Source organism: Legionella cardiaca, from assembly GCF_029026145.1.
Taxonomy (GTDB): Bacteria; Pseudomonadota; Gammaproteobacteria; order Legionellales; family Legionellaceae; genus Tatlockia; species Tatlockia cardiaca.
The window spans coordinates 237,933-260,860 of the sequence record NZ_CP119078.1; the positions used below are offsets into that span (position 1 = coordinate 237,933).

Here is a 22,928-nt window from a genome sequence, read left to right on the forward strand (position 1 = left end):
TTACCTATCAAGTTCTAACTGCTAGAGAGCAACCACTAAGATATTAGTGAAGTGCTAACCAAGATCCTCAGCCAAATAATTGTCGAGAAAATACTACGCAAATTGTTTTCGGAGACTTGCTATGCCTGGCATCAAAATACTATTTACTAAACGTAACAAAGAAATAGATAAAAATGGAAATGAGGCCGTTCATCTTCCTTCTTTTTTAAAAAGGGACGAAAGTTCAAGAAAGTCACTACTGAAGGCAATTATTTTTATTGATATTTTAAATGCCAATAATGAATACCCTGAAAGAACAACAGGCATTAATGCTTTGCAGCAATGTTTTGGAGACAAAAAGAGCAGAAAAGAGAGTCGTAAAAAAGCACTGGGCAGGTTGAACGATTTATATCACCGTCTTATTGCAGAAGTTACTGAAGAACAAAGCGATGATTTTTATCTTAATATCCATGAGTTGGCAAAGTATATTGATAAAATCAAAATCACGAATAGAGAAATCAAAAATTTTGAAGGTGATATTGGGAAAAAACTAAAACATCTTCAGGACGCTGTTCAACCGCTATATCAGATTAACCTCTCTTATATCAATGATAGTCTGGCTCGTTACCAGCAAAAACTACGTGTAACTTTACTGCAATCTCAAATTAAAACGGAGCTATGTGAACTGAGTCAACGGATTAAAGAGGCACTCCAGGCAGATGACTCAGGTCTAGTTTATCAACAACTTTGGGCACCTCTATTTACAAAACTCAAAATAGGGAGTCAAATCGATTTTTACTGGTTTAAAAGAACCTGTGACCATCTGGCGGTGTACCCGAGTAACCCTGAAGAATTAAAGCAACTGTTAACGAGAAAAATTACTGTTGTATCAAATGAGCCAATCTATTTTACAAATGATTGCCCTGGGAGTTGTACAGGTGAAATGCCAATGATTGAGCGTTATGAAGAATCAACCATATCATGGAGTTTGACTGAACGGTATAAGGCCTCTATTTTACAAAAAATTATTGATGAATTTCACTCACAATATCTTGAGTTACAAATAAAAGCGACACTAAGGCGTCTGCATTTGTATGGAAAAATTCTTGATAAAGAAATGCAACTGTGCATGCAAGAAAATCAAGAAGACAATTTGCTTTTAATAAGAAAAAATCTTGCAGCCATGAAGAGTAGGATGCAGTCTCAACCTAACAAAGAAAAAGCATCGTTAATATCCATTGCCAGTTTATTGCAACAAGTTTCCAAAAAACGGCTGAGATTGCCTCTGGATATTGAAAATTCGATTATTGGATTTGCAGCCAATCCAACGAAGAAGATTTGTCAATTTGGTGGTCAAGGAAACGTTATGTTGCCCTCAGATATATCTGCCGATAATTATAAATTACAAGATCGCTGCGAGAGATACTTCCTTACTTTTTTTCACAGTTTGTCTGGGGAAGATGCGCTTGATAAAGCAAAAAAACTGGATGCCTGGGAGTTCCCAGAGGCGGGAACTTTGGTTCTGGAATAGGAACGATTTTTTTGCAAGCTCATGATTCTAATAGTAATGACTTTAAGTTAGCACACATAGCGATCTTCATCCACGCGTAAAGCATGAGCTTCATTTGTGTTGTCTGGTAATGAGATTGGCAATTTGTTCTTTAATAATACCTTAATATTCAAATGTTATCTTTGCTACAAAGCAACAACCTGAATAATGTATGTGGTATACCGATCTGATGCAGCCTTTAGTGGCCAAAATAACAATTGCTCAACAAGAGCAAGCGAAATCTTTTTTGAAAAAATTGTTTTCCGGTTTAAGAAATGACGTTCATAAGGAAAAACTTCCAGTAGGCATGTTATTAGGGGTTATCGAAAAAGCATATGAAAAATTTCAAAGCAGTGAGGATGGTGCTGTTAACTTGGCCGAGTTTTCGCAGTATGTGTTAGGTCTTGCAATAATTTACAGCAAAGTCAATGAAGATAGCGCTTTTTGGAACGCAGATTTCATTGATTTGTGTCGGTCATTAACCAAAGATTTAAACTTGGCGGGGGATATTGCACAGGTTAGCAAGGATATAGCTACAGGTCGTAAAAAATTTACTACTAAAGGGTCTATATCGAACGAAGACAAGGCGATTAACTATCTGTTAAATCAATTAGAGAGAAGAGTTTTTCATGAATTACAGTTTCAAGCTGACGTTAATCTTTCCAAAATAAAAGGTTTATTTGCTAAATATCCTTCTGCTATACCATCATTTTCTGAGTACTGCTGCGATCTGGATGTTACTGAGTCACCAGAATTTGCTGCTTTTTTAATTGATCTTGAAAATCCAGATGATACCCATGAACTTATCAAAAAAATGGAGGAGTTTGGTCAGAGGGAGTGTGATGTAGAAAAAAGAGCAGAGTTTTTAAGGTTTCTGGCTGATTTAAGATTAAAATGGGGATCTATCCTAAAAGAATCTGCAAAAGTGAATAAAAACTCTACTCTTATTCAAGAGATGAAAATTAAATTCAAGCAGCAATTAGTAAATGAGACTAAGAATTTTATTTTAGAACAAAGTTCTTGGGCCATCATGAGTAAATTTGCCAATGTCTTTTCCGCAGAAATTGTGCTTAAACCAATTACTATGGAAATTAATGCTCGAATCATCGAGTTTTACGAGCAAGACCTTACTGTAGCGCTCAATGGAATGATGGCTTTTCATGCCTTATATAAAGATCTTCAATCAGCGGATTTTCTGCGGCAATGGCAAGAACTGTACTATAAATCGTTACAGTTAAATGGTGACAAAGAAGAGGTTATGAGTCAAAAAGCTAAACTTCAGTCACAAATTGAGGATACGGTTGAACCAATTCTTTTGGGGAACGATAGTACAATAGCTTTAAAGCGTATCTTTTATAGCAAGTTTAAATCGTTTGTTTTATTTCCTTCTCTTATCGAGAGGCTCTCTCAGCAATTGACGGATTTTGATAATCTACCCATATCGCAAGGAATTAAAGAAATAGAGAGAGTAGGGAATACGTTGATTGGCGTAAAAGGTATTGCTGCGAAAAAACTTGCCGTTGACCTACAAAAACAGTGGGAAGCTCTTTATTTTGAAGTGCAAAAATCTGATCGTGATGAAGAAAAAATTAAGGGTATGAAAAAACAATTTCATGATTCCTTGCATTCACAGGACGACTTAATGAATACGCATCGGGAAATTTGGAAACCTATCTTAATCAATATTGGTCTTGCACTGACTGTATTTGGTGCTGTAGCAATAATAGGCAAAACACTTTACTCCGGAATCAAGGATAATAAATTGTCGTTTAATTCTTGCCTGTTCTTTGCAAAAACGGCAACGCAGCAACATATCGAGGAATTGGATAAAAATTTGGCCCCTATAGCAGCACCCGCAGCTTAAACAAATCTATTGTCCATACTGTGTCATTCCCGCGAAGGCGGGAGTGACATGCTGCATAAAGACTAATTTACAACAGTCCTACCCTTGGGTAGTCTTTTCAATAATGACTCCAAAGGGAGCAAAAAGCTCTTTTCCATGGATTTTTACCTGAGCAAAGATTTTCGTAAAGCCAGCTTTTTCAGGTTCTAGATGAAATAGCAATTCAGGTCCTCCCTGGTCAGTTGCCTTTGTGGGCTCTTTACCCATAGGATGAAGATGAACAACTGTTTTGAGATCATCATTAAAGCCAACGATATGAGCAAAAGCTCCCATGATTGGTTGTAAGAAATGAATGGGTTGTCCCTTAGCATTAGTTACTATTATTTTTCCCATGGCTGGTTGCCCAACTTCCAGTGTGGCTTTATCAAAGGATAATTTGAAGTGATAGCCATCAACGACACTCTCATAAAATGGTTGATTATTAATTTTGTGCGTGATGTTTGCGGATTTGGGAGTGATTAAATCAGTGATAATATATTCCTGTGTGTTTGTTTTGAGTGGAACGAGATCCGCCCAGGCTCGATAAGTGGCATTTTTTCGAGCGGGTTGCCATTCAAATTGATACACGCCTGGTTCTTGTGTCGCTTGTGGATGAACATGACTGTAATCCGACAGACTGTCATCAATGACTAATAAATGAATTTTCTGGGTGTGAATTTCTTGAAGATCACTTAAGCGAACAAGTTTATTAGTTGCACTCTCAATAAGCTTAAAAAAGACAACTTTTTTTCCGTTACGATCAATTATTTTTTCAATTGTTAAATGGACAGTAGGTAATTTTTTTAACGAAACAGACTTTACATGATGTTGATGATGATGCTGATGTTCTGAATGAATATTAGCAGCAAAAGATTGATAAGCCATGGTCAACAAGGGAAAAATAAGTAAAGGTTTTTTCTTAAAAATACGACTCAGTTTTTTCACAACATGACTCCACTTGTGGTTTATATAAAAATTCGTTTTACTGGTGAGGCGTGAAGATGGCTTATATTTCACTGCGTCGCGCTCGCCACTGTTCAATAAAATTATATACCGTTGGCACGACAATCATATTTAAGCAGGTCGATGTGAAAAGGCCACCTAATAAAACTTGTGCCAACGGTCGTTCCAATTCTTTACCTACTGGCGAACCCCACAATAAAGGGATTAAACCGAGCGCTGCTGTAGTTGCTGTCATTAATACAGGAATCAATCTATCCATGGTGCCTTGGATGACCACCTCTTGTAATGGTCTTCCTTCTGCTTGTAATTGATTGTAACGAGTAACCAGAATAATGCCATTGCGAGCTGCAATACCAAAAAGCGTGATAAAGCCAATCATAGCTGCAATACTCATTTCGCCACTGGCTATAAAGAGTGACAGAACGCCTCCAATTAAAGCGAGAGGCAAATTAAAAAGTACCAAAATCGCTTCCCGTAGGGTGCCAAATGCTTTATACAACAGTAATAACATGGCAAGAATAGCCAAGCCACCTAAAAGCATGATGATACGAGCAGCCTGTTGCTGGTTTTCAAATTGTCCACCGTATTGAATGAAGTAACCAGCGGGAAGCTTTACTTTTTCTTTCACCAATTGCTTAACCTCACCAATCACTGCACCTAAATCACGATCTTCTACGTTAAAGGCTACAACAATCATGCGTTGCACGTTTTCACGATTAATCAAAAAAGGTTGTTCCTGCTCTGAAATTTCAGCAACTGCACGTAAGGGAATTTTTTCTGTTTGTGAGGAGACAATACCATGGGCATCAATTAGCATATCCTGAACCGCCTTAACACTGTACCGTCCAGACTCAGCTAGCCGTAAATAGAGATCAAAGGTACGCTGTCCCTCAAGTACGCTTGAAACCCGGATACCATTGAGTAAGGTTTGTATATCTTCAGAAATTTGCCCGACATTAATACCGTAATAAGCTGCTTTCTCACGATCAATTTTAATAATTAACTGCGGTACGTTAATTTGCTGTTCCTTGTTAATATCAACGATCCCTGGGATTTCTTTAAGTAGCTTGGTAATAGAGTCGCCTAATTGATTGAGGGTTGCCAGGTGATCGCCAAAAACTTTAATAGCGACTTGAGCTCGTACACCAGAGAGTACTTCATCCATACGATGGGCAATGAATTGGCCTATATTAAACACGGCACCGGGAATAGATGCTAAATCCTGACGAATGCGTTTTAATAACTCTGCCGGGGGCATGGTTTTATCTTTATCAAAGTCAAGATAAAGATCGAATTCACTGACATTAGGTGGCAATGCATCCTCATCTAATTCACTACGTCCTGCACGTTGTGCGATAGAAATAACTTGAGGATATTTTAATAAGCGTTTGCGAACTTGTTTACCTAAACGCATCGATTCTTCAACAGAGGTTCCCGGTAAGGTTGTCATGGCAATGATGAAATTCCCTTCATGAAATTCAGGTAAAAAGGCTGAGCCAAAAAATGGAAAGAGAGCTAAAGTCAATGCTAAAGCCAAGAGAGCTGCACTAATAATTAACCAGAAATGATGAAGTGACCAATGCAAAATACGTTGAAAATGATGCTTAAGCCAAAGCGCAAAACGCGATTCTTTTTCTTCATAATCATTCTCTTGTATTGGCAATAATACCGGCGAAGTTTGTTGCTGTGTCAACTCCCGTAAGGGAACAGGTTCATCATTTTGTTTCTCTTTTTTATTGACTAAGAGAAGATAGCAAAGCGCTGGGACTGCTGTTATCGAGACCACGAGGGAACCCAAAACTGAGGCGATATAGGCAACGGCTAAGGGAGTAAAGATTCGCTCTGTAACACCGGAAAGAAAGAAAATGGGGATGAATACTAAACAAATGATAATGGTTGCATAAATAACGGAGTTCCTGATTTCAAGTACGGCACCAAAAATAACCGATAAACTTGGAAGAGGGTTGGCTGACAGGCGATTCAAACGTAACCGCCGCACGACATTTTCTACAGTAATAATGCCATCATCAACGACCTCGCCAATAGCAATCGCAATGCCGCCAAGAGTCATTGCATTAATGCCAAGACCAAATAAACTCAGGATTAGGATACCAATGACAAAAGAAATAGGCATAGAGATAAAAGTAATCAATGAAGCGCGTATATTCATTAAAAAAATAAAGAGAACAACAATCACAATTAATGCGCCCTCTAAAAGCGCAAGGCTAAGATTTTTAATGGCTGCTTCGATAAAATTGGCTTGACGAAAAACATTTGTTATAAATTGTACGCCAGGTGGAAGAGAGGCTTTAATTTCCGCTAAAGCAGCTTCCACTTTATGAGTCGTGGTAAGAGTATCTGCTCCATAAGATTTGGAAATTGTGCCAATAACGGCATTTTGAGTCCCATAAGCACTATCACCTCGTTTTATTTCACCACCGAAAGTAACTGTTGCAACATTACCAATCGTGATTGGAATACCTTTGCGTGTTGTGATAATCGTTTTGCGTATGTCCTCCAATGTTTTTATTCTACCGATGGTTCCCACAATTAATTCTCTTCCTGATTTTTGCAGAAATGCACCGGGAACATTGCGGTTGGAATTTTCTAATGCCTGGCGAACTTCTTCAATGCTAATACGATAGGCAAGCATACGTTGAGAGTCTAAAAGAACTTGATATTGCTTTACTTCCCCGCCTAAAGAAACGACAGACGCAACGCCTCCTAAAGCCAGGATTCGTGGACGAATTACCCAGTCTGAAATGGTTCTTAATTCTTCGGGAGAGAGGCTGTCGCTGATTAGCGCATATTTAATCATCCAGCCCACAGCAGAAATAACGGGTAACATGACAGGAGGCGTTGTGCCGGGTGGCAGTTTACTGGCAACCTGTTGAATACGCTCATTAACTAATTGCCGATCGCGATAAATATCTGTTTTATCATCAAAAATAATCACAATGGTTGATGAGCCTGCGGATGTTCTTGAACGGACATTCGTTACCCCGGGAGTACCGTTAATTGCACTTTCTAAGGGATAGGTAATTAGAGCTTCAACATCTTGAGGGGCCATGCCGGGCGCTTCGGTTTGTACAACCACTTGAGGTGGAGCAAATTCGGGGAAAACATCGACTGGCATTTTTTGCAAGACGTAACCACCCAGAATGCATAAGGCAAGGGTCAGGGCCAGCACCAAGGCACGATTGGCAAGTGACCATGCGACGAGACGATTAAACATCTATTGCTGATCCTCTGTTGTTGATGGTTGTCCACCGGTTAGCCAAAGAGTATAAAGTTGCCGATTTCCTTGAATAACAACCTCATCACCTTCAACAAGACCCTCAATAATTTCCGTATTCATGTCATCGCTCATACCCGTTTTGACAACGACACGTTGAAACTGATTGCCTTTGCGGCGGAAAACAAATTTTTCATCGTTTGCTTCCAAAATAGCGGTATTAGGAACGGTAAGTGCCTCTTTATTTTCTTGTAAAACCAAACTAGCCCGTGTAAACATACCAGGCTTTAATAAATCGTCGGAATTATCAAGAAGGATTTGCACATTGACGGTTCTTGTAATGGAATCAAGGTTCGGCTCAATCAAAATCACTTTGCCGATAAAAGTTTGCTTGGGATAGCTTAATACATGCAGGTAAGCCTTTTGCCCAAGTTTTACCTTCCCTAGATCTTCTTCATAGACTTTAGCAATCATGAGAAGACGATTTCGATTACTAATATGAAAGAGAATGGTATTGGGTTCTACTGCTTGTCCAAGCGTGACATTTCGCGCATCAACAATGCCTGACATGGGCGCATTAATGACAATACTTGGAGGAGGATCTCCAATTAATCGCGATTGCACTTTGAGCAATGGTTGTCCAGTTTTTACTTGATCGCCAAGATTGGCATATAAGGCCGCAACATTACCGCTAATTCTTACGCTGACATCTGCTTGTTCATCAGGTAAAAGTTGAATTTCTCCATTAAGGCCAAGTGTTTGCACCAATGGGCTCTTACTTGCTTTAATAAGTTTTAAATCGATGATGTTCTCTTGTTCCTTCGTCAAAAAAACAGGTCCACGGGGTTTATCTGATATTTCAATTTTTTCACCATGGGCAAAGATGGCCACACTATAAGTCATGGGCAACAAAAAAATGAGCCAAAAGGGTAATGGTCTTTTAAGAAATTTCATGATGAATGCACACATTGATAATCCTGTTATCTGAAAAGGGGGCACATAGCGCCAACTTGTTATTTCCCAATGCTGTACATAATTTCACTACGGCTTGTAAGTATTTTTCAAGAATATTGAGTCTGGTTGTCTGCAGTTCATTCTGTTGCCGTTGGATTTGCAGGACCTCAAGTAAAGAGATTTGGCCATTTCGATAAGCTTCTCGGGCTAATTTCACATTGCGCTGAATTAGTTTGCTGGTTTCACCAGTTTGCGATTGACTTAACGTCATTTGTAACGCTTTTACTTGCCCGTAACTGCTTGCAATCTCCGTTTTAATCGCTAGTTGAAGAGCTTGTACTTTGATAAGATTTTGAGTGCCGGTGAGTGCTGCAGCTCTAATCCGTCCCTGGTTCGCATTAAATAGCGGTAGGGGAATGGCTAAATTCACATTAAGGGCGCGATCGGGTTTTTGCACTGGAGCCCCGTCGACTGCAATTTTATCTTGTTGTACCCCTAAGCCCACGGTCCAATCTGCCCATCGTTCGGCACGAGCAAGCTGGTGGTCGGCTTGGGCACGATGAAAATTTAGCCAGGCAATTTGTATCTCTGGCCGCTGTTGTAAGGCGTTGGTTTGTAGTTCCGCTAAAGCAGGTAATACTCCAGGTTTTACCAGGCGTTTATCGAGGATTAATGGGGTTTGTTCGGTGCGTCCTAACAATTGATTAAGTTGGGCCACTTGATTTATTTTCAAACTATCCAGGCCCTGCTTTTCCTGTAAAATACGTTGGTATTCCAATTTAGCGGTGTTGGCATCCAGTTCCGAGACTTCTGCAGCATAAAAACGTTTTTGACTAACCTGCATTAACTGCTGATTTATAACTAAAAGATTATTCAATTGCTTTAAGCGTTTATCGGTAATTTGAATTGCATAAAAACTGTCAGCAACCTGACCTCTAAGTTGTCGTTTAGCATTTCTGATTTCTGCCAGGGCAATGGCAATATCTACGCGAGCAACGTTCTTCTGTTTTCCCAAACGCCCAGAAACCGGGAACGCCTGGCTAAACCCTACACTGCGTGTATATTCGCCTTCATTAGTAAAAAAACGATCATCGGTTGTTGCCAGTTGTAAACTTGGATTTGGCCATAATCCTGCCTGCTTTATGCGAGCTGCTGCAAGAGAAACATTATATTGTGCTGCTTTTAAATCTTTATTATTTTCAATAGCAATTTTTGTTAGTTGATTTAAATTCAAAGGCGAAGCAGCCACGCTTAAGGCTGGCACCAAGCCGATTATAGTGCAGAGTGCTCTTGTAAAATGTACTCGACAAAACCTCATAACGTAGTCCACTTCAAGCGCAATGCATTAATAATCACTGAGAAAGAACTCAATGACATCGCAGCAGCGGCGATCATTGGGTTGAGTAATAAGCCTGTTAATGGGTACAAGATTCCTGCGGCGACAGGAATGCCTAAGGCATTATAAATAAATGCAAAAAATAGATTTTGCCGAATATTGCGCATAGTTGCTTCTGAGAGGCGTCGAGCTTTAACGATGCCATGTAAATCACCATGGAGCAAGGTAATTCCAGCACTTTCTATAGCCACATCCGTTCCTGTACCCATGGCAATGCCAATGTCTGCTTTAGCAAGTGCAGGGGCATCATTTACGCCATCACCAGCCATAGCAACGAGTTTGTTTTTCTGTTGTAACTCAGCAACAATGCGGCTTTTATCGGCTGGCAACACTTCAGCGACAATCTGTTGAATACCAAGTTTGGCTGCGACTGCTTCCGCTGTTTTGCGATTGTCACCCGTTAACATAACTATCTCGATACCCTCTTCTTGTAAGGCTTTAAGGGCTTTGCTCGAGTTGTCTTTAATGGGATCTTCAATGACTAACATGGCTGCAATTTCATGTTCAACTGCCATGTACATAACAGATGCGCCTGTCGCTCTTAATTCATCTGCTTTCACTTGAAAAGCGGAAATGTCGACTTGCTCTTCTTTCATCAAGATTGCATTGCCAATGGCGATAGATTGACCTTTAATGATGCCACGGACTCCTTTTCCTGAAGGTGCGTCAAAATTTGTAACAGTCAATAGAGCTAACTCTTTCTCCTTGGCTGCCAAAACAATCGCGCGAGCCAGGGGGTGTTCGCTGTTATTTTCCAAGGAAGCTGCGAGTGATAAGGCTTCTTCTTGTGAAAATTGGGGTGTAATGATTTGTGTGAGTTTGGGATGTCCTTCGGTGAGTGTTCCTGTTTTGTCTACTACCAGCGTGTTGATCTTTTCTAAACGCTCCAAAGCCTCTGCGTTTTTAATGAGTACGCCTGTACCAGCACCTTTGCCCACACCAACCATGATGGACATCGGCGTTGCTAAACCTAAAGCACAGGGGCAAGCAATAATAAGAACAGAAACGGCAGCAATTAACCCATAACTTATAGAGGGTTGTGGACCTACTGCGAACCAGATACCGAAGGAAAAAAGTGCCACCAAAATAACAATAGGAACAAACCAGGCAGCAACGGTGTCTGCAAGGCGTTGTATTGGGGCACGGCTGCGTTGCGCTTCACTCACCATTTGGACGATGCGTTGTAACATGGTATCGCTACCTACATGAGTAGCTTTCATAATAAAGCTGCCCGTTTGATTAATAGTCCCACCAATAACTTTTGCACCTAATTCTTTGGTGACGGGAATGGGTTCTCCGGTAATCATTGATTCATCAATGTTGCTATATCCCTCGATAATTTCCCCATCAATTGGGATTTTTTCTCCGGGGCGGACACGCAGTTTGTCGCCTGTTGCAATTTTATCCAGGCTAATTTCACTCTCAAGGTTGTTATCGTCCAATCGATGAGCGGTATCTGGGGCTAACTTTAATAAAGCACGTATAGCCCCACCGGTTTTTTCGCGAGCTTTAAGCTCTAAAACCTGACCTAGTAATACCAAGGTAGTTATTACCGCTGCTGCTTCAAAATAGACTGGTATAACGCCCTGGTCATTGTGAAAACTTAAAGGGAAGAGCGCTGGAAACAAGGTGGCAATAACGCTATAACCCCATGCTACCCCCGTACCCATGGCAATAAGTGTAAACATATTTAAATGTCTGGTTTTCAATGATTGCCAGCCACGAAGAAAAAAAGGCCAGCCACACCATAAAACAACGGGAGTCGCTAGCAATAGTTGAATCCATATTGAAAGTCGTGCTGGAAAATTGGGAAATAAATGTGCTTCACCCATAGCAAGAATGAAAACAGGCAATGATAAAATGAATCCAACCCAGAAACGAAAACGCATATCTGTGTATTCAGGATTTTTTTCTTCTTCCAGAGTAATGGTCTCAGGCTCTAATGCCATGCCGCAAATTGGGCAATTCCCTGGTTTATTTTGGCGAATTTCAGGGTGCATGGGGCAGGTATAAATTGCTCCTTGCAGTGTGCGAGATGATTTCACGGATTGTGAGGTTGCTTGAGCATGGCAACAGCTATGTTGATGTTTGGATTTTTTAGAATGATGATGCTGATGGTCATGATTCATAATTTACTTACTCGTATTTTTGCAGCAAATTAATAATTTCGCGAATACGTTCATTTTTGTCGGCTTCGCAACCTGTAGTACAAGCCTGCGCTAAACAGTGACCAATATGAGTTTCTAAAACGCTCAACTCAATTGTCTTTAGCGCATTACGAGAGGCTCGCAATTGCGTCATGATATCGACACAATAACGTTTTTCCTCAATCATTTTTTTAATGCCTTCAAGTTGTCCAAGAACACGATTAATCCGTGAAAGTTCTTTTTCATGAGTAGGATGTTTCAACATACTTTTCTCCAATATACCCTATAAGGTATATACCCCAAGGGGTATATTGTCAAGTGAGGAATTAGTAATCAACGGGACAAAATTCTATCTTTATGAAATAATTAGTTTGTTAGCTGTTATTAGATAATCGCTGTACAAGGAAGCCATATTATGATTTTAAAAACTTATGACATTAACAAAATAGATCACTTGACTACACCTGAGGAAGCCTTGCCCATTACACTGGATTCCCCTGCATTAGATATTTTTACAGATTTCCAAAAAATAGAACCTTTAGTGATTGATGAATCCCTGAGCGTGGTGGCAGCGGAAGATTTGATGAAGAAAACACATGTCAGATTAAAGCTAGTTATGAAAAATGACGAGTTTGTTGGTGCTGTGGCCTATGCTGACTTGGTTGGCGAGAAAATGATGGCGCTCTCTCACCATACCCCTAGACATCAAATTTTAGTTAGTGACGTGATGACACCCCGGACTGGTTTAAAAGCGATTGCCTTTCATGATTTGCAGCGGTGTAGGATAAGAGATGTGGTCGAAACATTGAAGAATGAAGGAAAGCAACATTTTTTAGTTATTGAAGAGGATATCCATCATATACGCGGTATTCTTTCTGCAAGTGATATTGCGCGTCGTCTTCACGTCCCCATCGATATTAATAGGGTATCTACGTTTATAGATATTTATAAAGCACTTAATCATGACAGGTATTAACTAGTTTCTTTGTCTTAATCGATGCTGCAGTAACTAGTGTGGTGTCGATTATAATAAAGATTATTTAAGATACTTTATGATTTAATTATTGCCACATTGGATTTGGTTTGACATAATGATCAATTATTAATCTTTTTGTGACAATAATGAAGTTTCGCGTTACTTTCTTACCTGTATTTAAACCGCTTGATATTGATTCCAACTTAACCATTGAAAAGCAGACAGACCTATTTTTGATGGAAGCCAGAGAAGTCATAAAACTGGCTATGGATCATACGAATGAATTGATAAGTGAAGAGTCTGATTGCATGGGAATTGTAATTGGGCATGAAGATTTTTTTGAAAGTGGTGGAAAACACATTCAATGTGTTTCTCAAGCCCAAGGATTAAATTATTTTGTAGAGGAACTTGCTAAGCTCAGTGAGAACTACCCCAATATTCTGCTTATTCCTGGAACTATTTATTTATCCGTTGAGAAAGAAATAACTGATCGCAAATTTTATCGTCAGAATAAATCAAAAAATTATAATGCTGGGCTCTACGTACAGAATATTAGTCCAGTGTTTTATCAGGGACAGTTATTAAGGCTAATCAAAAAAGGGGATTATTTAAAAAGTGTTACTAAAACTGCTAAGTCTCGATTGATACGCAAGTCCTTATGTTTGGAAGCGGATTTTGTTGAAGCTCTAGGATCTAATTGTGAGCGTTTAGAAGTAGCTAGCTATGCTGAGGATGAGCTGGAACACTTGGTCCCCAGGGTAGTGATGTTTGGAAAAACTCCTTTGCCTGGAGAAGGTGCTTTGTTACGTCAACTTGATTTAACTGATAAAGCTCTTTTCTCACCAGAATTTACCATCAAGGGTATTCGTTTTGGCTTGGAAATTTGTGCCGATCACCAAAAGGCAGCAAAGGGAGAAAAAAAGCCTCTGGAAGGATTAGATATTCATTTACTAACGTCTTTTGGTCAAGTTCCTGTTTATGATGGCACTGAAGGTAGAGGCTTTCTAATCCGTGCAGATCATGACAGTTCAACAATTCTTAAGGATAAACGAGTACTTGATATCAATAGGCCTTTTGAAATATACAAAGATAATCGATCTGCTCTGACTAATCTTTCTATGTTTTCAAGCACAGAAGACAATGGGCCAACAGTAGCCACCCTAGAACAAACATCAGCATCAGCGTCAACTTCTAATTGATGCGCTAAGAACTTAAAAAGTTAATTAATGTTTAAAATGGCGATAACCCGTCAGCACCATTGCTATCCCAGCAGTATTTGCTCTTTCAATAATTTGTTTATCACGGATAGAACCTCCTGGCTGAATAACAGCCGTGATACCTGCTTCAATGGCCATATCGACTGTATCTGTAAAAGGAATAAATGCATCGGATGCCAGAACTGCACCTGTGGTAGAGTATCCCCCTTCTTTTGCTTGCCATAAAGCGATGCGTGTACTCATGACGCGACTGGTTTGTCCGGCACCAATACCCAAAGTAGCCGTATTTTTAGCGAGAACAATGGCATTTGATTTGACATGTTTGACTGCTATCCATGCAAACATTAAATCTTGAATCTCTTGCTTTGTCGGTTTTTTTTCAGTTATGAAGTTAAATTCTTTGTTATTAATTAAATAGTCGTCATGCTCTTGCACAAGTAATCCACCATGAATGCTACGCAGGTCTAATCTGGATTCATTTCGTACCTGCCATTCGCCGGTGATTAAGATACGAATCGCTGGTTTTGTGGCAAAAATAGCTTTGGCTGCTTCAGTAATAGCAGGAGTAATGATGACTTCTGCAAATTGCTTTTCCAGAATAAGTTTGGCGGTTTCTTCATCAATCGTTTGATTGAAGGCTAAAATTCCACCATAACTTGAGATTGGATCAGCCTGGAAGGCACGTAAATAAGCATTTCCAATTGTGTCACCTAGAGCTATTCCGCACGGGTTGCCGTGTTTGACAATCACACAGGTTGCTTCTGTTGTCGGGAATGAACGAACGCAATCATAAGCGGCATCGGCATCAAGCAGGTTATTATAAGAGAGTTGTTTTCCTTGAATTACTTCCGCCATAGCTAAGGAATCTTGCGGGGGATTTTTATCTCGATAAAAGATGGCCTGCTGATGAGGATTTTCACCATAACGCAGCTCAGATTGTTGTTTAAACTGACATGTCAATACAGAGGGGAAACCAGAAGGTTCTTTAGCATCATTTAATGTGCCTAAATAATTAGCGATAGCGGCATCATAGGCTGCTGTATGAGCAAAAGCTTTTTTTGCTAATAAAAATCCCCAATTTTTCGGAGCTTTTTTAGTACGTAGATACGTTTCCACTGAATCATAATCATCAGGAGTAATTACAACAAAGACATGAGCATGATTTTTCGCAGCCGAGCGAATCATGGCTGGTCCACCAATATCGATATTTTCGATAGCTTTTTGAAAATCGCAATCATGGCTGCTAATAGTTTGTTCGAATGGATATAGATTTACCACCAATAAATCAAATCTTTCGATTTGGTGTTCATGTAAGAGAATTTCATCTTCTTGTCCACGTGCTAAAAGACCTGCATGAATTGCCGGATGTAATGTTTTGACTCGACCATCAAGCATTTCAGGGAAATGGGTACAAGAACTAACGTCCGTTACTGGTAAGTCATGACTTTGCAAAAGCGCTGCTGTATTACCCGTCGCAACCAGTTCAATTCCATGACTGTGAAGTACCTGCCCTAATTTTACAATGCCCCGTTTGTCAGAAACACTTAACAATGCTCTTTTGGGAATGAAAGGAACAAAATTCTGGTCAGTCATGATTATGAGATCCATTAAAACGCAATTTATAGTTCAGTGCATATATTCCGCGGCGTGTTGGACCAAAGTCTATTAGCGGCGGGTAAAAACTAATAAGCACCAGCCATCCATTGTTTTGGAGTCGTGGTGATTAAAATCAGTTTGATAGGCCTCAATTAACGAGGCTGCCTGATCTTCCAAAATTCCAGAGATTATCAGGGTCCCATTGGTTTTAAGCAAGTCTTTAAATTTGCTTTGCAAACCAAGCAGTGGTGCTAGCAAAATGTTAGCGATTAATAAATCAACCTTACTATCCAAATTCTCAGGAAACCCTATGCTTAGTTGGGAGGCATTCTCCACATTGGCAAGAGCATTATTGGTAGTTGCTTGCAAAGCCTGCTCATCAATGTCTACAGCATACACCTTGGCAGCACCAAGTTTTAATGCAGCAAGAGCAAGAATTCCTGAGCCACAACCATAATCAATCACTGTTTTATCTTGCAATGGCGCCTGGTCAAGCCAAGTTAAGCAAAGAAAGGTTGTTGGATGAGTTCCTGTGCCAAATGCTAATCCGGGATCTAAAATCAAATTAACCGCGTTCGGTTCTGGCGGCTCCATCCATGAAGGACAAATCCATAGATTCTGGCCAAAGCGCTGTGGTTTGAAATCTTTCATCCAGGCGCGTTCCCAATCCTGATCAGCCAAGGTATGGAGGGAAAATTGCAAATTCTGATATTGCGAACTTAAATTTTGCATCGCTTGCTTTGCATCATTCTCTTCGGCATACAGGGCATTAATAATCACATCAGGCCAAAGGGGCATGGTTCCTGGTTCTGGCTCCAAGACAGGATCATCATGTTTATCAGTAAGGGTAATCGATAAAGCGCCAGTTTCTTCCAGCGCTTCACTTAATGCATCCACATCATCACGGTGGCATTGATCAATTTTTACTTCATACCACACGAAATTATTCCTTCAACATTTTTTCTAGATAATGGATATTCGTTCCACCTTGCATAAAAGCCTTATCTTTAAGAATACGTTGATGTAATTCTGTATTTGTTTTAATGCCATCGATAATAATCTCATCGAGCGCATTGCGCATTCTGGCAAAGGCTTCTGCCCGTGTTTCGCCATAACTGATTAGTTTCCCAATCATGGAGTCATAGTTCGGTGGTACGGTATAACTACTATAAATGTGAGAGTCAAAACGAATGCCTGGTCCCCCTGGTTGGTGCAGTAAACGAATAGTACCAGGTGAAGGCATAAAGGTTTTTGCATCTTCAGCATTGATTCGGCATTCGATAGCATGACCGCGAAATTTGATATCTTCCTGCTGTAACGTAAAGGGTATGTCACTGGCAATTTTAATTTGTTCTTTTACAATATCGATACCGGTAATCATTTCAGTGACTGAGTGCTCAACTTGAATACGGGTATTCATTTCAATGAAATAAAAGCAACCATCTTGATACAAAAATTCAAAGGTTCCTGCGCCACGATATTTTAATTCACGGCAGGCATTAACGACTGATTCACCAATTTTTTGGCGCAATTCAGGGCTAATACCAGGAGCAGGTGCCTCTTCAACGACTTTTTGGTGTCGGCGCTGCATGGAACAATCGCGCTCACCTAAATGAATGGCATTCCCTTTGCCATCACCAAGCACCTGAAATTCAATATGCCGTGGATTTTCAAGAAACTTCTCCATATAGACCATGGAGTTATTAAAAGCTGCTTTTGCTTCACTACGAGTTAGTGCGATGGCATTCAGCAAATTTGCTTCTGTATGCACAACGCGCATGCCACGACCACCACCGCCGCCAGCGGCTTTAATAATGACCGGATAGCCAATTTGACGACCTAGTTCAAGATTGCGGGCATCATCGTCAGTTAGTGGACCATCTGAACCTGGAACGCAGGGAACGCCTGTTTTTTTCATGGCAGCAATGGCAGAGACTTTATCACCCATTAAGCGAATGGTATCTCCGCGTGGTCCAATGAAGCGAAATCCACTCTGCTCAACAATATCTGCAAAATCTGCATTTTCAGATAAAAAACCATAGCCTGGATGAATTGCAACAGCATCGGTAATTTCTGCCGCCGAAATAATCGCTGGGATATTTAAATAGCTTTTTTGGGAACTGGCAGGCCCAATACATACTGTTTCATCAGCAAGGCGTACATGGAGTAAGTCTTTATCAACATCAGAATGGACTGCAACAGTTTGAATGCCAAGCTCTTTACAAGCACGTAAAATACGAAGTGCAATTTCGCCACGGTTGGCGATAACAATTTTACTAAGCATCAATTAACTCTCTTATTCTTCAATGACAAATAGGGCCTGGTCATATTCAACGGGTTCACCATTAGCCACCAGAATATCCACTATTTTCCCTGCTCTATCCGCTTCAATTTCATTAAACATTTTCATTGCTTCAACAATACAGAGTGTATCGCCGACTTTGACTGACTGCCCGATAGTTACGAAAGGTGCCGCATCGGGAGAGGGTGATGTATACATTGTTCCTACCATTGGCGAGCGAACTTTATGGCCTGCAGTTACTGGTGCTGTAGCTTTATTTTCACTCGGTGCTGCTGCAGGTGCTGCTGGTGGTGGGGTCGAGTGTACTGGCGGAGCGACATAACGTATTTGCGCAGGATGTTCGCCTGAGTAATTGTGGCGGCTTAAGCGAACCGATTCTTCGCCCTCTTTAATTTCAATTTCAGAGATACCGGTTTCTTCTAATAATTCGATCAATTTTTTGATTTTGCGAATATCCATTGATAATAACTCTCTAATTTAATTCGTTGATAATTGCTTGCAGAGCCAGGGAATATCCCTTAACTCCTAACCCACTGATAACGCCTTTGGCGATATCGGAAAAATAAGAATGATGGCGAAAAGATTCGCGCGCATAGATATTGCTGATATGAACCTCAATGAATGGAAGATTTCCAGCTAATAAGGCATCGCGTAAGGCAATACTTGTATGGGTAAAAGCGGCAGGATTAATAATGAGATAATCCATTTTATCGTCTGCTGCCTGATGAATCATCTCAATCAATTCAGCCTCATTGTTACTTTGTTTGCTGGTAAGCGAGATGCCAGCAGTTTTGGCTTCTTGATTTAACAAGACATCTAACTCCTTTAACGTCATTGAGCCATAGACATTAGGCTCGCGTAATCCTAGACGATTCAGGTTTGGCCCGTGGAGAACAAGTATTTTCTTCATCATAAGGAGATTTGACAAAATTGAAGGGATTCTGCCTGATCTTTGTAATAATGTCTAGATGTCCGAGGATATCGGCATGATGTCAGCACGATAGCAGTTTTTTTCCAGTCATGCTGTGCGAAGGAGTTATTTTCTTATGACGTTATGAAGGAGAATGACAGATGGAGGCAATTTAGAAACTATTTACGGCAAAAAGTAGGCAAATTTCGTAAATTCACTGGTAATTAAGTGAAGGCTCAAATTAAAATCACTAATTTTTGGAGACATTGTATTGAGTGGTGTAAGGCATCAATATCAGGATTTAATTACCATTTTTAACCGTTGTTTTGAAGCGAGATACAACACGAAATTAGTTAAAGGGGATACAGAACCTGTTTATCTTCCTGCCAACGGAAAACAACCCTATCATGCCATTTTTTTTGCGCATGGCTTTTTTAGTAGTGCGCTCCATGAGTGTGCCCATTGGCTTATCGCAGGCAAGGAGCGCAGAAAACAAGTTGATTATGGTTATTGGTATGAGCCTGATGGCCGCACGGCAGAGCAACAAATTATTTTTCAACGGGTTGAAGCGAAACCACAGGCTTTAGAATGGATACTCTCCGTTGCTGCAGGATATCGTTTCTACGTTAGTGTTGATAATTTAAATGGGCAAGCCTTGGATGTTGATGCGTTTAAACAAGCTATTTATCAACAAGTAGTTTCTTATTGTGAACGAGGATTGCCGCAACGAGCTGCTCACTTTCGTCAGGAGTTATGTCAATTTTATGCAACACCGTCACCGTTGATGATAGAGCAGTTTAGTATCGAGAAAATTTAACACAACACTTTTCTTGCAAAGCGATAAAGGCTGTACTTCAATAACACTTTGAAATACCTTAATAATGATAAGCTTCTAGTATAATGCTATTGATGTTTCGATCATAGTTGCACCAGGAATTTGATTTGAGATGTCAATAAATTCTAAACGATTGTGATAAGCAATGGATTGATTTATGGCGACTACCTATATTACTGATGTTACTTTGCGTGACGCACACCAGTGCTTGATAGCGACTCGAATGCGTACGGAAGATATGCTGCCTGTATGTCCTAAAATGGATCAGGTTGGTTTTTGGGCAATGGAAGTTTGGGGAGGGGCAACCTTTGATGCCTGCTTGCGATTTTTAAAAGAAGATCCCTGGCTAAGATTGCGGCAATTACGTAATGCTTTACCCAATACCCGTTTATCAATGTTATTGCGCGGTCAAAATTTATTGGGTTATCGTCATTATGCTGATGACGTGGTGCAAGCTTTTGTGAAACTTGCCGCGAATAATGGTGTTGATGTCTTTCGTGTTTTTGATGCGTTAAATGATGTGCGTAATTTAAGGGTGGCCCTGGAAGCAGTCAAAGCAAATAAAAAACATGCGCAAGGAACAATTTGCTATACAACGAGTCCGGTTCACACCCTGGATAATTTTGTTGAATTAGGTAAAGCACTTGCTGAGATGGGTTGCGATAGCATTGCTATTAAAGACATGGCCGGTTTATTAACACCTGCTGCGACGGTGGCTTTATACAAGGCCTTGGCTGATGCGACGCAGTTACCTATTCATCTTCATAGTCATTCTACTTCCGGACTTGCTAGTATGTGCCACTACCAAGCCGTTCTTGCCGGTTGCAGGCATATTGATACAGCTATTTCCTCCTTTTCCGGGGGCGCTTCTCATCCTGCGACTGAATCATTAGTGGCGGCATTAGCAGGAACGGAGTATGACACTGGTTTAGATTTAAATATTCTTCTTGATATCGGTGAGTATTTCAAAAAAGTCCGTAAAAAATATCAACAATTTGAAAGTGAAGCCCAAGATATCGATCCCCGAGTACAAGTTTACCAAGTGCCAGGAGGAATGATTTCGAATCTGTACAGCCAATTAAAAGAACAACAAGCTCTGGATAAAATAAATGCTGTGCATGCTGAAATTCCTCGCGTACGCCATGATTTAGGTTATCCTCCATTAGTGACGCCAACATCGCAAATTGTTGGTACACAAGCGGTAATGAATGTTTTAACAGGGGAACGCTACAAAACCATTACCAATGAGGTCAAACTGTACTGCCAAGGCAAATACGGTGCTGCTCCTGGAAAAATTAGTCAAAGTTTACGTAAAAAAGCCATTGGTCGCACGGAAATTATTGATGTTCGGCCGGCTGATTTAATTCCCCAGGAACTTAGCCGCTTACGACAGGAAATTGGCGAGCTTGCAAAAAGCGATGAGGATGTTCTTTCTTATGCCATGTTCCCAGAAATTGGTAAGCAATTTTTAGAGCAACGACAAAATAATGCGCTTTCACCAGAGCCACTCATCTCCAAAACAGCGGATGTCCAGGGAAGTAGTATGTCAGAGTTTGATATTACATTACACGGTGAGAGTTATCATGTGAAGGTGGCAGGTTATGGTGAACGTGAAAGCGGACAGCAAGCTTGTTTTTTATGGGTAGACGGCGTGCCTGAAGAAGTTATTATTGACCTGAATGACGATGCAGAAGAAGCAGTGATAGCTGGTAAAAAAAGAACCTCTGGACCTGGAGATATTAACGTTGCTATGCCTGGAACTATCGTTAATCTTAATGTTGAAGTGGGACAACAAGTAACTACAGGGCAAGTGTTATTAGTGCTTGAGGCGATGAAAATGGAGACTGAAATCCAAGCGCCGTTTAATGGTAGGGTTGCTGAGATATTTTGCCAGAAAGGAGATAAAGTCACTCCTGCACAAGTCTTAATGCATGTGCAGAAAGAAGGGTAGCTTGTTGTTATCGATGCCCAGCTTTTACAATTCGCTCCCGAATGCCTTGCCAGCCATCATTTTCGGGAGGTAATTCAATCGCGATAACCGCGGCTTTTGATTGATCTGCTCGTCGAAGTTGATAATACAACTCAAATGCTGCCTTTTCTGGTGAGAGTGGAAGCTGATAATGCAAATGAGCAGGAAAGTTGTCTGGATCAGCAAAGCTAATTACATAAACTAAAGAAGGTGTTTCTTTGCAAAATTGGCGAATGGCGTTGACATCTGAAAAACAATGCAGTGGTTTTTCTGGTTGATAGTGACTTGCCAATTTTCCGGGAGCGCGAATTGGACTGTCAGCCTGCGAAGATTTACCTGGTAAATTGGCAATAATTTCCTGTTCCGTAATCACGCCGTGTCGTAAAAGTTGATAATGCTCAGGTGCTGTTGCTGCAAGAATAGTAGACTCAATTCCTACCTGGCAACGTCCACCATCGAGAATGAGCAAATCCTTATTATTAAAACTATCTCGGACGTGTTCGGCGGTTGTTGGACTAATTTTGCCAAAGGGATTGGCAGAAGGAGCCACTAAAGGAAAGCCTAACTCGGTTAACAGTTTTTGGGCAATAGGGTGTTTGGGACAACGTAAGGCAACTGTATCCTGGCCGCCGGTTATAAGTGGACTAACTTCAGCCATATTAGCTTGCAGGACTAGGGTTAATGGTCCGGGCCAAAAATGATCAATCAGCGTTTGTGCATAATCTGGGAGAAAAGAAACCCACCTGGATAAATCCCAATGTTGAGCCACATGCATAATTAAAGGGTGATTTAATGGCCTGTTTTTTAGCGCATAAATTTTACGAATGGCTGTTTCATCTTCGGCGTTGCCGGCAAGGCCATAAACTGTTTCTGTAGGGATGGCAACAATATCTCCGCGCGTTAGGTAAGTTTTTGCTAATTCAATATCAGTAGTTATGGTGCTCATAAAAAATAAAACGTCCCGTATTTATGCATTGATTACAGCAACTAGACAAATTTATTCAGTGTTTATGTAATA

The 22,928-nt window shown here is 40.4% G+C and carries 18 protein-coding genes; 6 read left to right on the forward strand and 12 right to left on the reverse strand.

Translation table 11 applies throughout. From position 1 onward, the window contains the following. Positions 1-121: 121 nt before the first annotated feature. Positions 122-1,510, forward strand: a complete 1,389-nt coding sequence (locus tag PXX05_RS01075; protein ID WP_275089204.1) for a hypothetical protein — start codon at positions 122-124, stop codon at positions 1,508-1,510. A 190-nt stretch (positions 1,511-1,700) separates the two neighbouring features. After that, positions 1,701-3,392, forward strand: a complete 1,692-nt coding sequence (locus tag PXX05_RS01080) for a hypothetical protein (RefSeq protein WP_275089205.1) — start codon at positions 1,701-1,703, stop codon at positions 3,390-3,392. A gap of 78 nt (positions 3,393-3,470) precedes the next feature. On the opposite strand, the gene PXX05_RS01085 is transcribed toward PXX05_RS01080, so the two are convergent. The 6 genes from PXX05_RS01085 to PXX05_RS01110 all read right to left on the reverse strand — a co-directional run bounded on the left by PXX05_RS01085 (position 3,471) and on the right by PXX05_RS01110 (position 12,370). After that, positions 3,471-4,295 (reverse strand): hypothetical protein, encoded by an 825-nt coding sequence (locus PXX05_RS01085; protein ID WP_420844638.1) that lies wholly within the window; start codon positions 4,293-4,295, stop codon positions 3,471-3,473. 121 nt (positions 4,296-4,416) lie between these two features. Then, complete coding sequence (locus PXX05_RS01090; RefSeq protein ID WP_275089207.1) at positions 4,417-7,608, reverse strand: efflux RND transporter permease subunit; 3,192 nt, start codon at positions 7,606-7,608, stop codon at positions 4,417-4,419. Then, a complete protein-coding gene (locus PXX05_RS01095; RefSeq protein WP_420844602.1) occupies positions 7,609-8,562 on the reverse strand; it encodes an efflux RND transporter periplasmic adaptor subunit in 954 nt (317 codons plus the stop codon). It lies immediately after the preceding gene. Then, positions 8,549-9,880: a TolC family protein gene (locus tag PXX05_RS01100; RefSeq protein WP_420844603.1), complete on the reverse strand. Its 1,332-nt coding sequence runs from the start codon at positions 9,878-9,880 to the stop codon at positions 8,549-8,551. The genes PXX05_RS01095 and PXX05_RS01100 overlap by 14 nt, the downstream gene beginning before the upstream one ends. Next, entirely contained in the window at positions 9,877-12,087 is a 2,211-nt protein-coding gene (locus PXX05_RS01105; RefSeq protein WP_275089209.1) for a copper-transporting P-type ATPase, read from the reverse strand. The genes PXX05_RS01100 and PXX05_RS01105 overlap by 4 nt, the downstream gene beginning before the upstream one ends. Before the next feature lie 7 nt (positions 12,088-12,094). Beyond that, positions 12,095-12,370: a metal-sensitive transcriptional regulator gene (locus tag PXX05_RS01110; RefSeq protein ID WP_275089210.1), complete on the reverse strand. Its 276-nt coding sequence runs from the start codon at positions 12,368-12,370 to the stop codon at positions 12,095-12,097. A gap of 150 nt (positions 12,371-12,520) precedes the next feature. Here PXX05_RS01110 and PXX05_RS01115 point away from each other — a divergent pair, with 150 nt between their 5' ends. After that, positions 12,521-13,081: a CBS domain-containing protein gene (locus PXX05_RS01115; protein WP_275089211.1), complete on the forward strand. Its 561-nt coding sequence runs from the start codon at positions 12,521-12,523 to the stop codon at positions 13,079-13,081. 146 nt (positions 13,082-13,227) lie between these two features. Next, positions 13,228-14,280: a hypothetical protein gene (locus PXX05_RS01120; protein WP_275089212.1), complete on the forward strand. Its 1,053-nt coding sequence runs from the start codon at positions 13,228-13,230 to the stop codon at positions 14,278-14,280. 24 nt (positions 14,281-14,304) lie between these two features. Here the strand turns inward: PXX05_RS01120 and purH are convergent, their stop codons facing one another. The 5 genes from purH to aroQ all read right to left on the reverse strand — a co-directional run bounded on the left by purH (position 14,305) and on the right by aroQ (position 19,106). Continuing rightward, positions 14,305-15,894, reverse strand: a complete 1,590-nt coding sequence (gene purH / locus PXX05_RS01125; RefSeq protein WP_420844639.1) for a bifunctional phosphoribosylaminoimidazolecarboxamide formyltransferase/IMP cyclohydrolase — start codon at positions 15,892-15,894, stop codon at positions 14,305-14,307. Between the two features lie 69 nt (positions 15,895-15,963). Then, complete coding sequence (prmA, locus tag PXX05_RS01130) at positions 15,964-16,833, reverse strand: 50S ribosomal protein L11 methyltransferase (protein ID WP_275089214.1); 870 nt, start codon at positions 16,831-16,833, stop codon at positions 15,964-15,966. A 4-nt stretch (positions 16,834-16,837) separates the two neighbouring features. Continuing rightward, positions 16,838-18,178: an acetyl-CoA carboxylase biotin carboxylase subunit gene (gene accC, locus PXX05_RS01135; RefSeq protein WP_275089215.1), complete on the reverse strand. Its 1,341-nt coding sequence runs from the start codon at positions 18,176-18,178 to the stop codon at positions 16,838-16,840. A gap of 12 nt (positions 18,179-18,190) precedes the next feature. Beyond that, positions 18,191-18,655 (reverse strand): acetyl-CoA carboxylase biotin carboxyl carrier protein, encoded by a 465-nt coding sequence (accB, locus tag PXX05_RS01140; protein ID WP_275089216.1) that lies wholly within the window; start codon positions 18,653-18,655, stop codon positions 18,191-18,193. Positions 18,656-18,668: 13 nt separating this feature from the next. Continuing rightward, the gene (aroQ, locus tag PXX05_RS01145) at positions 18,669-19,106 is read right to left on the reverse strand and encodes a type II 3-dehydroquinate dehydratase (RefSeq protein WP_275090440.1); all 438 of its coding nucleotides are present in this window, start codon (positions 19,104-19,106) and stop codon (positions 18,669-18,671) included. A gap of 271 nt (positions 19,107-19,377) precedes the next feature. Here aroQ and PXX05_RS01150 point away from each other — a divergent pair, with 271 nt between their 5' ends. Together PXX05_RS01150 and oadA are read left to right on the forward strand one after the other, a co-directional pair. After that, a complete protein-coding gene (locus PXX05_RS01150) occupies positions 19,378-19,923 on the forward strand; it encodes an elongation factor P hydroxylase (RefSeq protein ID WP_275089217.1) in 546 nt (181 codons plus the stop codon). 175 nt (positions 19,924-20,098) lie between these two features. Next, positions 20,099-21,892, forward strand: coding sequence for a sodium-extruding oxaloacetate decarboxylase subunit alpha (oadA, locus tag PXX05_RS01155; protein ID WP_275089218.1), 1,794 nt, complete (start codon positions 20,099-20,101; stop codon positions 21,890-21,892). A gap of 7 nt (positions 21,893-21,899) precedes the next feature. Here the strand turns inward: oadA and PXX05_RS01160 are convergent, their stop codons facing one another. Next, positions 21,900-22,856 carry an L-threonylcarbamoyladenylate synthase gene (locus tag PXX05_RS01160; RefSeq protein WP_275089219.1) on the reverse strand — a complete coding sequence of 319 codons (957 nt, stop codon included), beginning with the start codon at positions 22,854-22,856 and terminating at the stop codon, positions 21,900-21,902. Between the last annotated feature and the right edge of the window lie 72 nt (positions 22,857-22,928).

Bases quoted from the DNA above. Each gene is read 5' to 3' on its own strand.
- PXX05_RS01100 (WP_420844603.1), bottom strand. From the start codon at position 9,880: ATGAGGTTTTGTCGAGTACATTTTACAAGAGCACTCTGCACTATAATC.
- PXX05_RS01095 (WP_420844602.1), bottom strand. From the start codon at position 8,562: ATGAAATTTCTTAAAAGACCATTACCCTTTTGGCTCATTTTTTTGTTG.
- oadA (WP_275089218.1), top strand. From the start codon at position 20,099: ATGGCGACTACCTATATTACTGATGTTACTTTGCGTGACGCACACCAG.
- PXX05_RS01115 (WP_275089211.1), top strand. From the start codon at position 12,521: ATGATTTTAAAAACTTATGACATTAACAAAATAGATCACTTGACTACA.
- aroQ (WP_275090440.1), bottom strand. From the start codon at position 19,106: ATGAAGAAAATACTTGTTCTCCACGGGCCAAACCTGAATCGTCTAGGA.
- PXX05_RS01160 (WP_275089219.1), bottom strand. From the start codon at position 22,856: ATGAGCACCATAACTACTGATATTGAATTAGCAAAAACTTACCTAACG.
- PXX05_RS01075 (WP_275089204.1), top strand. From the start codon at position 122: ATGCCTGGCATCAAAATACTATTTACTAAACGTAACAAAGAAATAGAT.
- PXX05_RS01090 (WP_275089207.1), bottom strand. From the start codon at position 7,608: ATGTTTAATCGTCTCGTCGCATGGTCACTTGCCAATCGTGCCTTGGTG.
- PXX05_RS01105 (WP_275089209.1), bottom strand. From the start codon at position 12,087: ATGAATCATGACCATCAGCATCATCATTCTAAAAAATCCAAACATCAA.
- accC (WP_275089215.1), bottom strand. From the start codon at position 18,178: ATGCTTAGTAAAATTGTTATCGCCAACCGTGGCGAAATTGCACTTCGT.
- PXX05_RS01080 (WP_275089205.1), top strand. From the start codon at position 1,701: ATGTGGTATACCGATCTGATGCAGCCTTTAGTGGCCAAAATAACAATT.
- accB (WP_275089216.1), bottom strand. From the start codon at position 18,655: ATGGATATTCGCAAAATCAAAAAATTGATCGAATTATTAGAAGAAACC.
- PXX05_RS01120 (WP_275089212.1), top strand. From the start codon at position 13,228: ATGAAGTTTCGCGTTACTTTCTTACCTGTATTTAAACCGCTTGATATT.
- PXX05_RS01110 (WP_275089210.1), bottom strand. From the start codon at position 12,370: ATGTTGAAACATCCTACTCATGAAAAAGAACTTTCACGGATTAATCGT.
- PXX05_RS01085 (WP_420844638.1), bottom strand. From the start codon at position 4,295: ATGGCTTATCAATCTTTTGCTGCTAATATTCATTCAGAACATCAGCAT.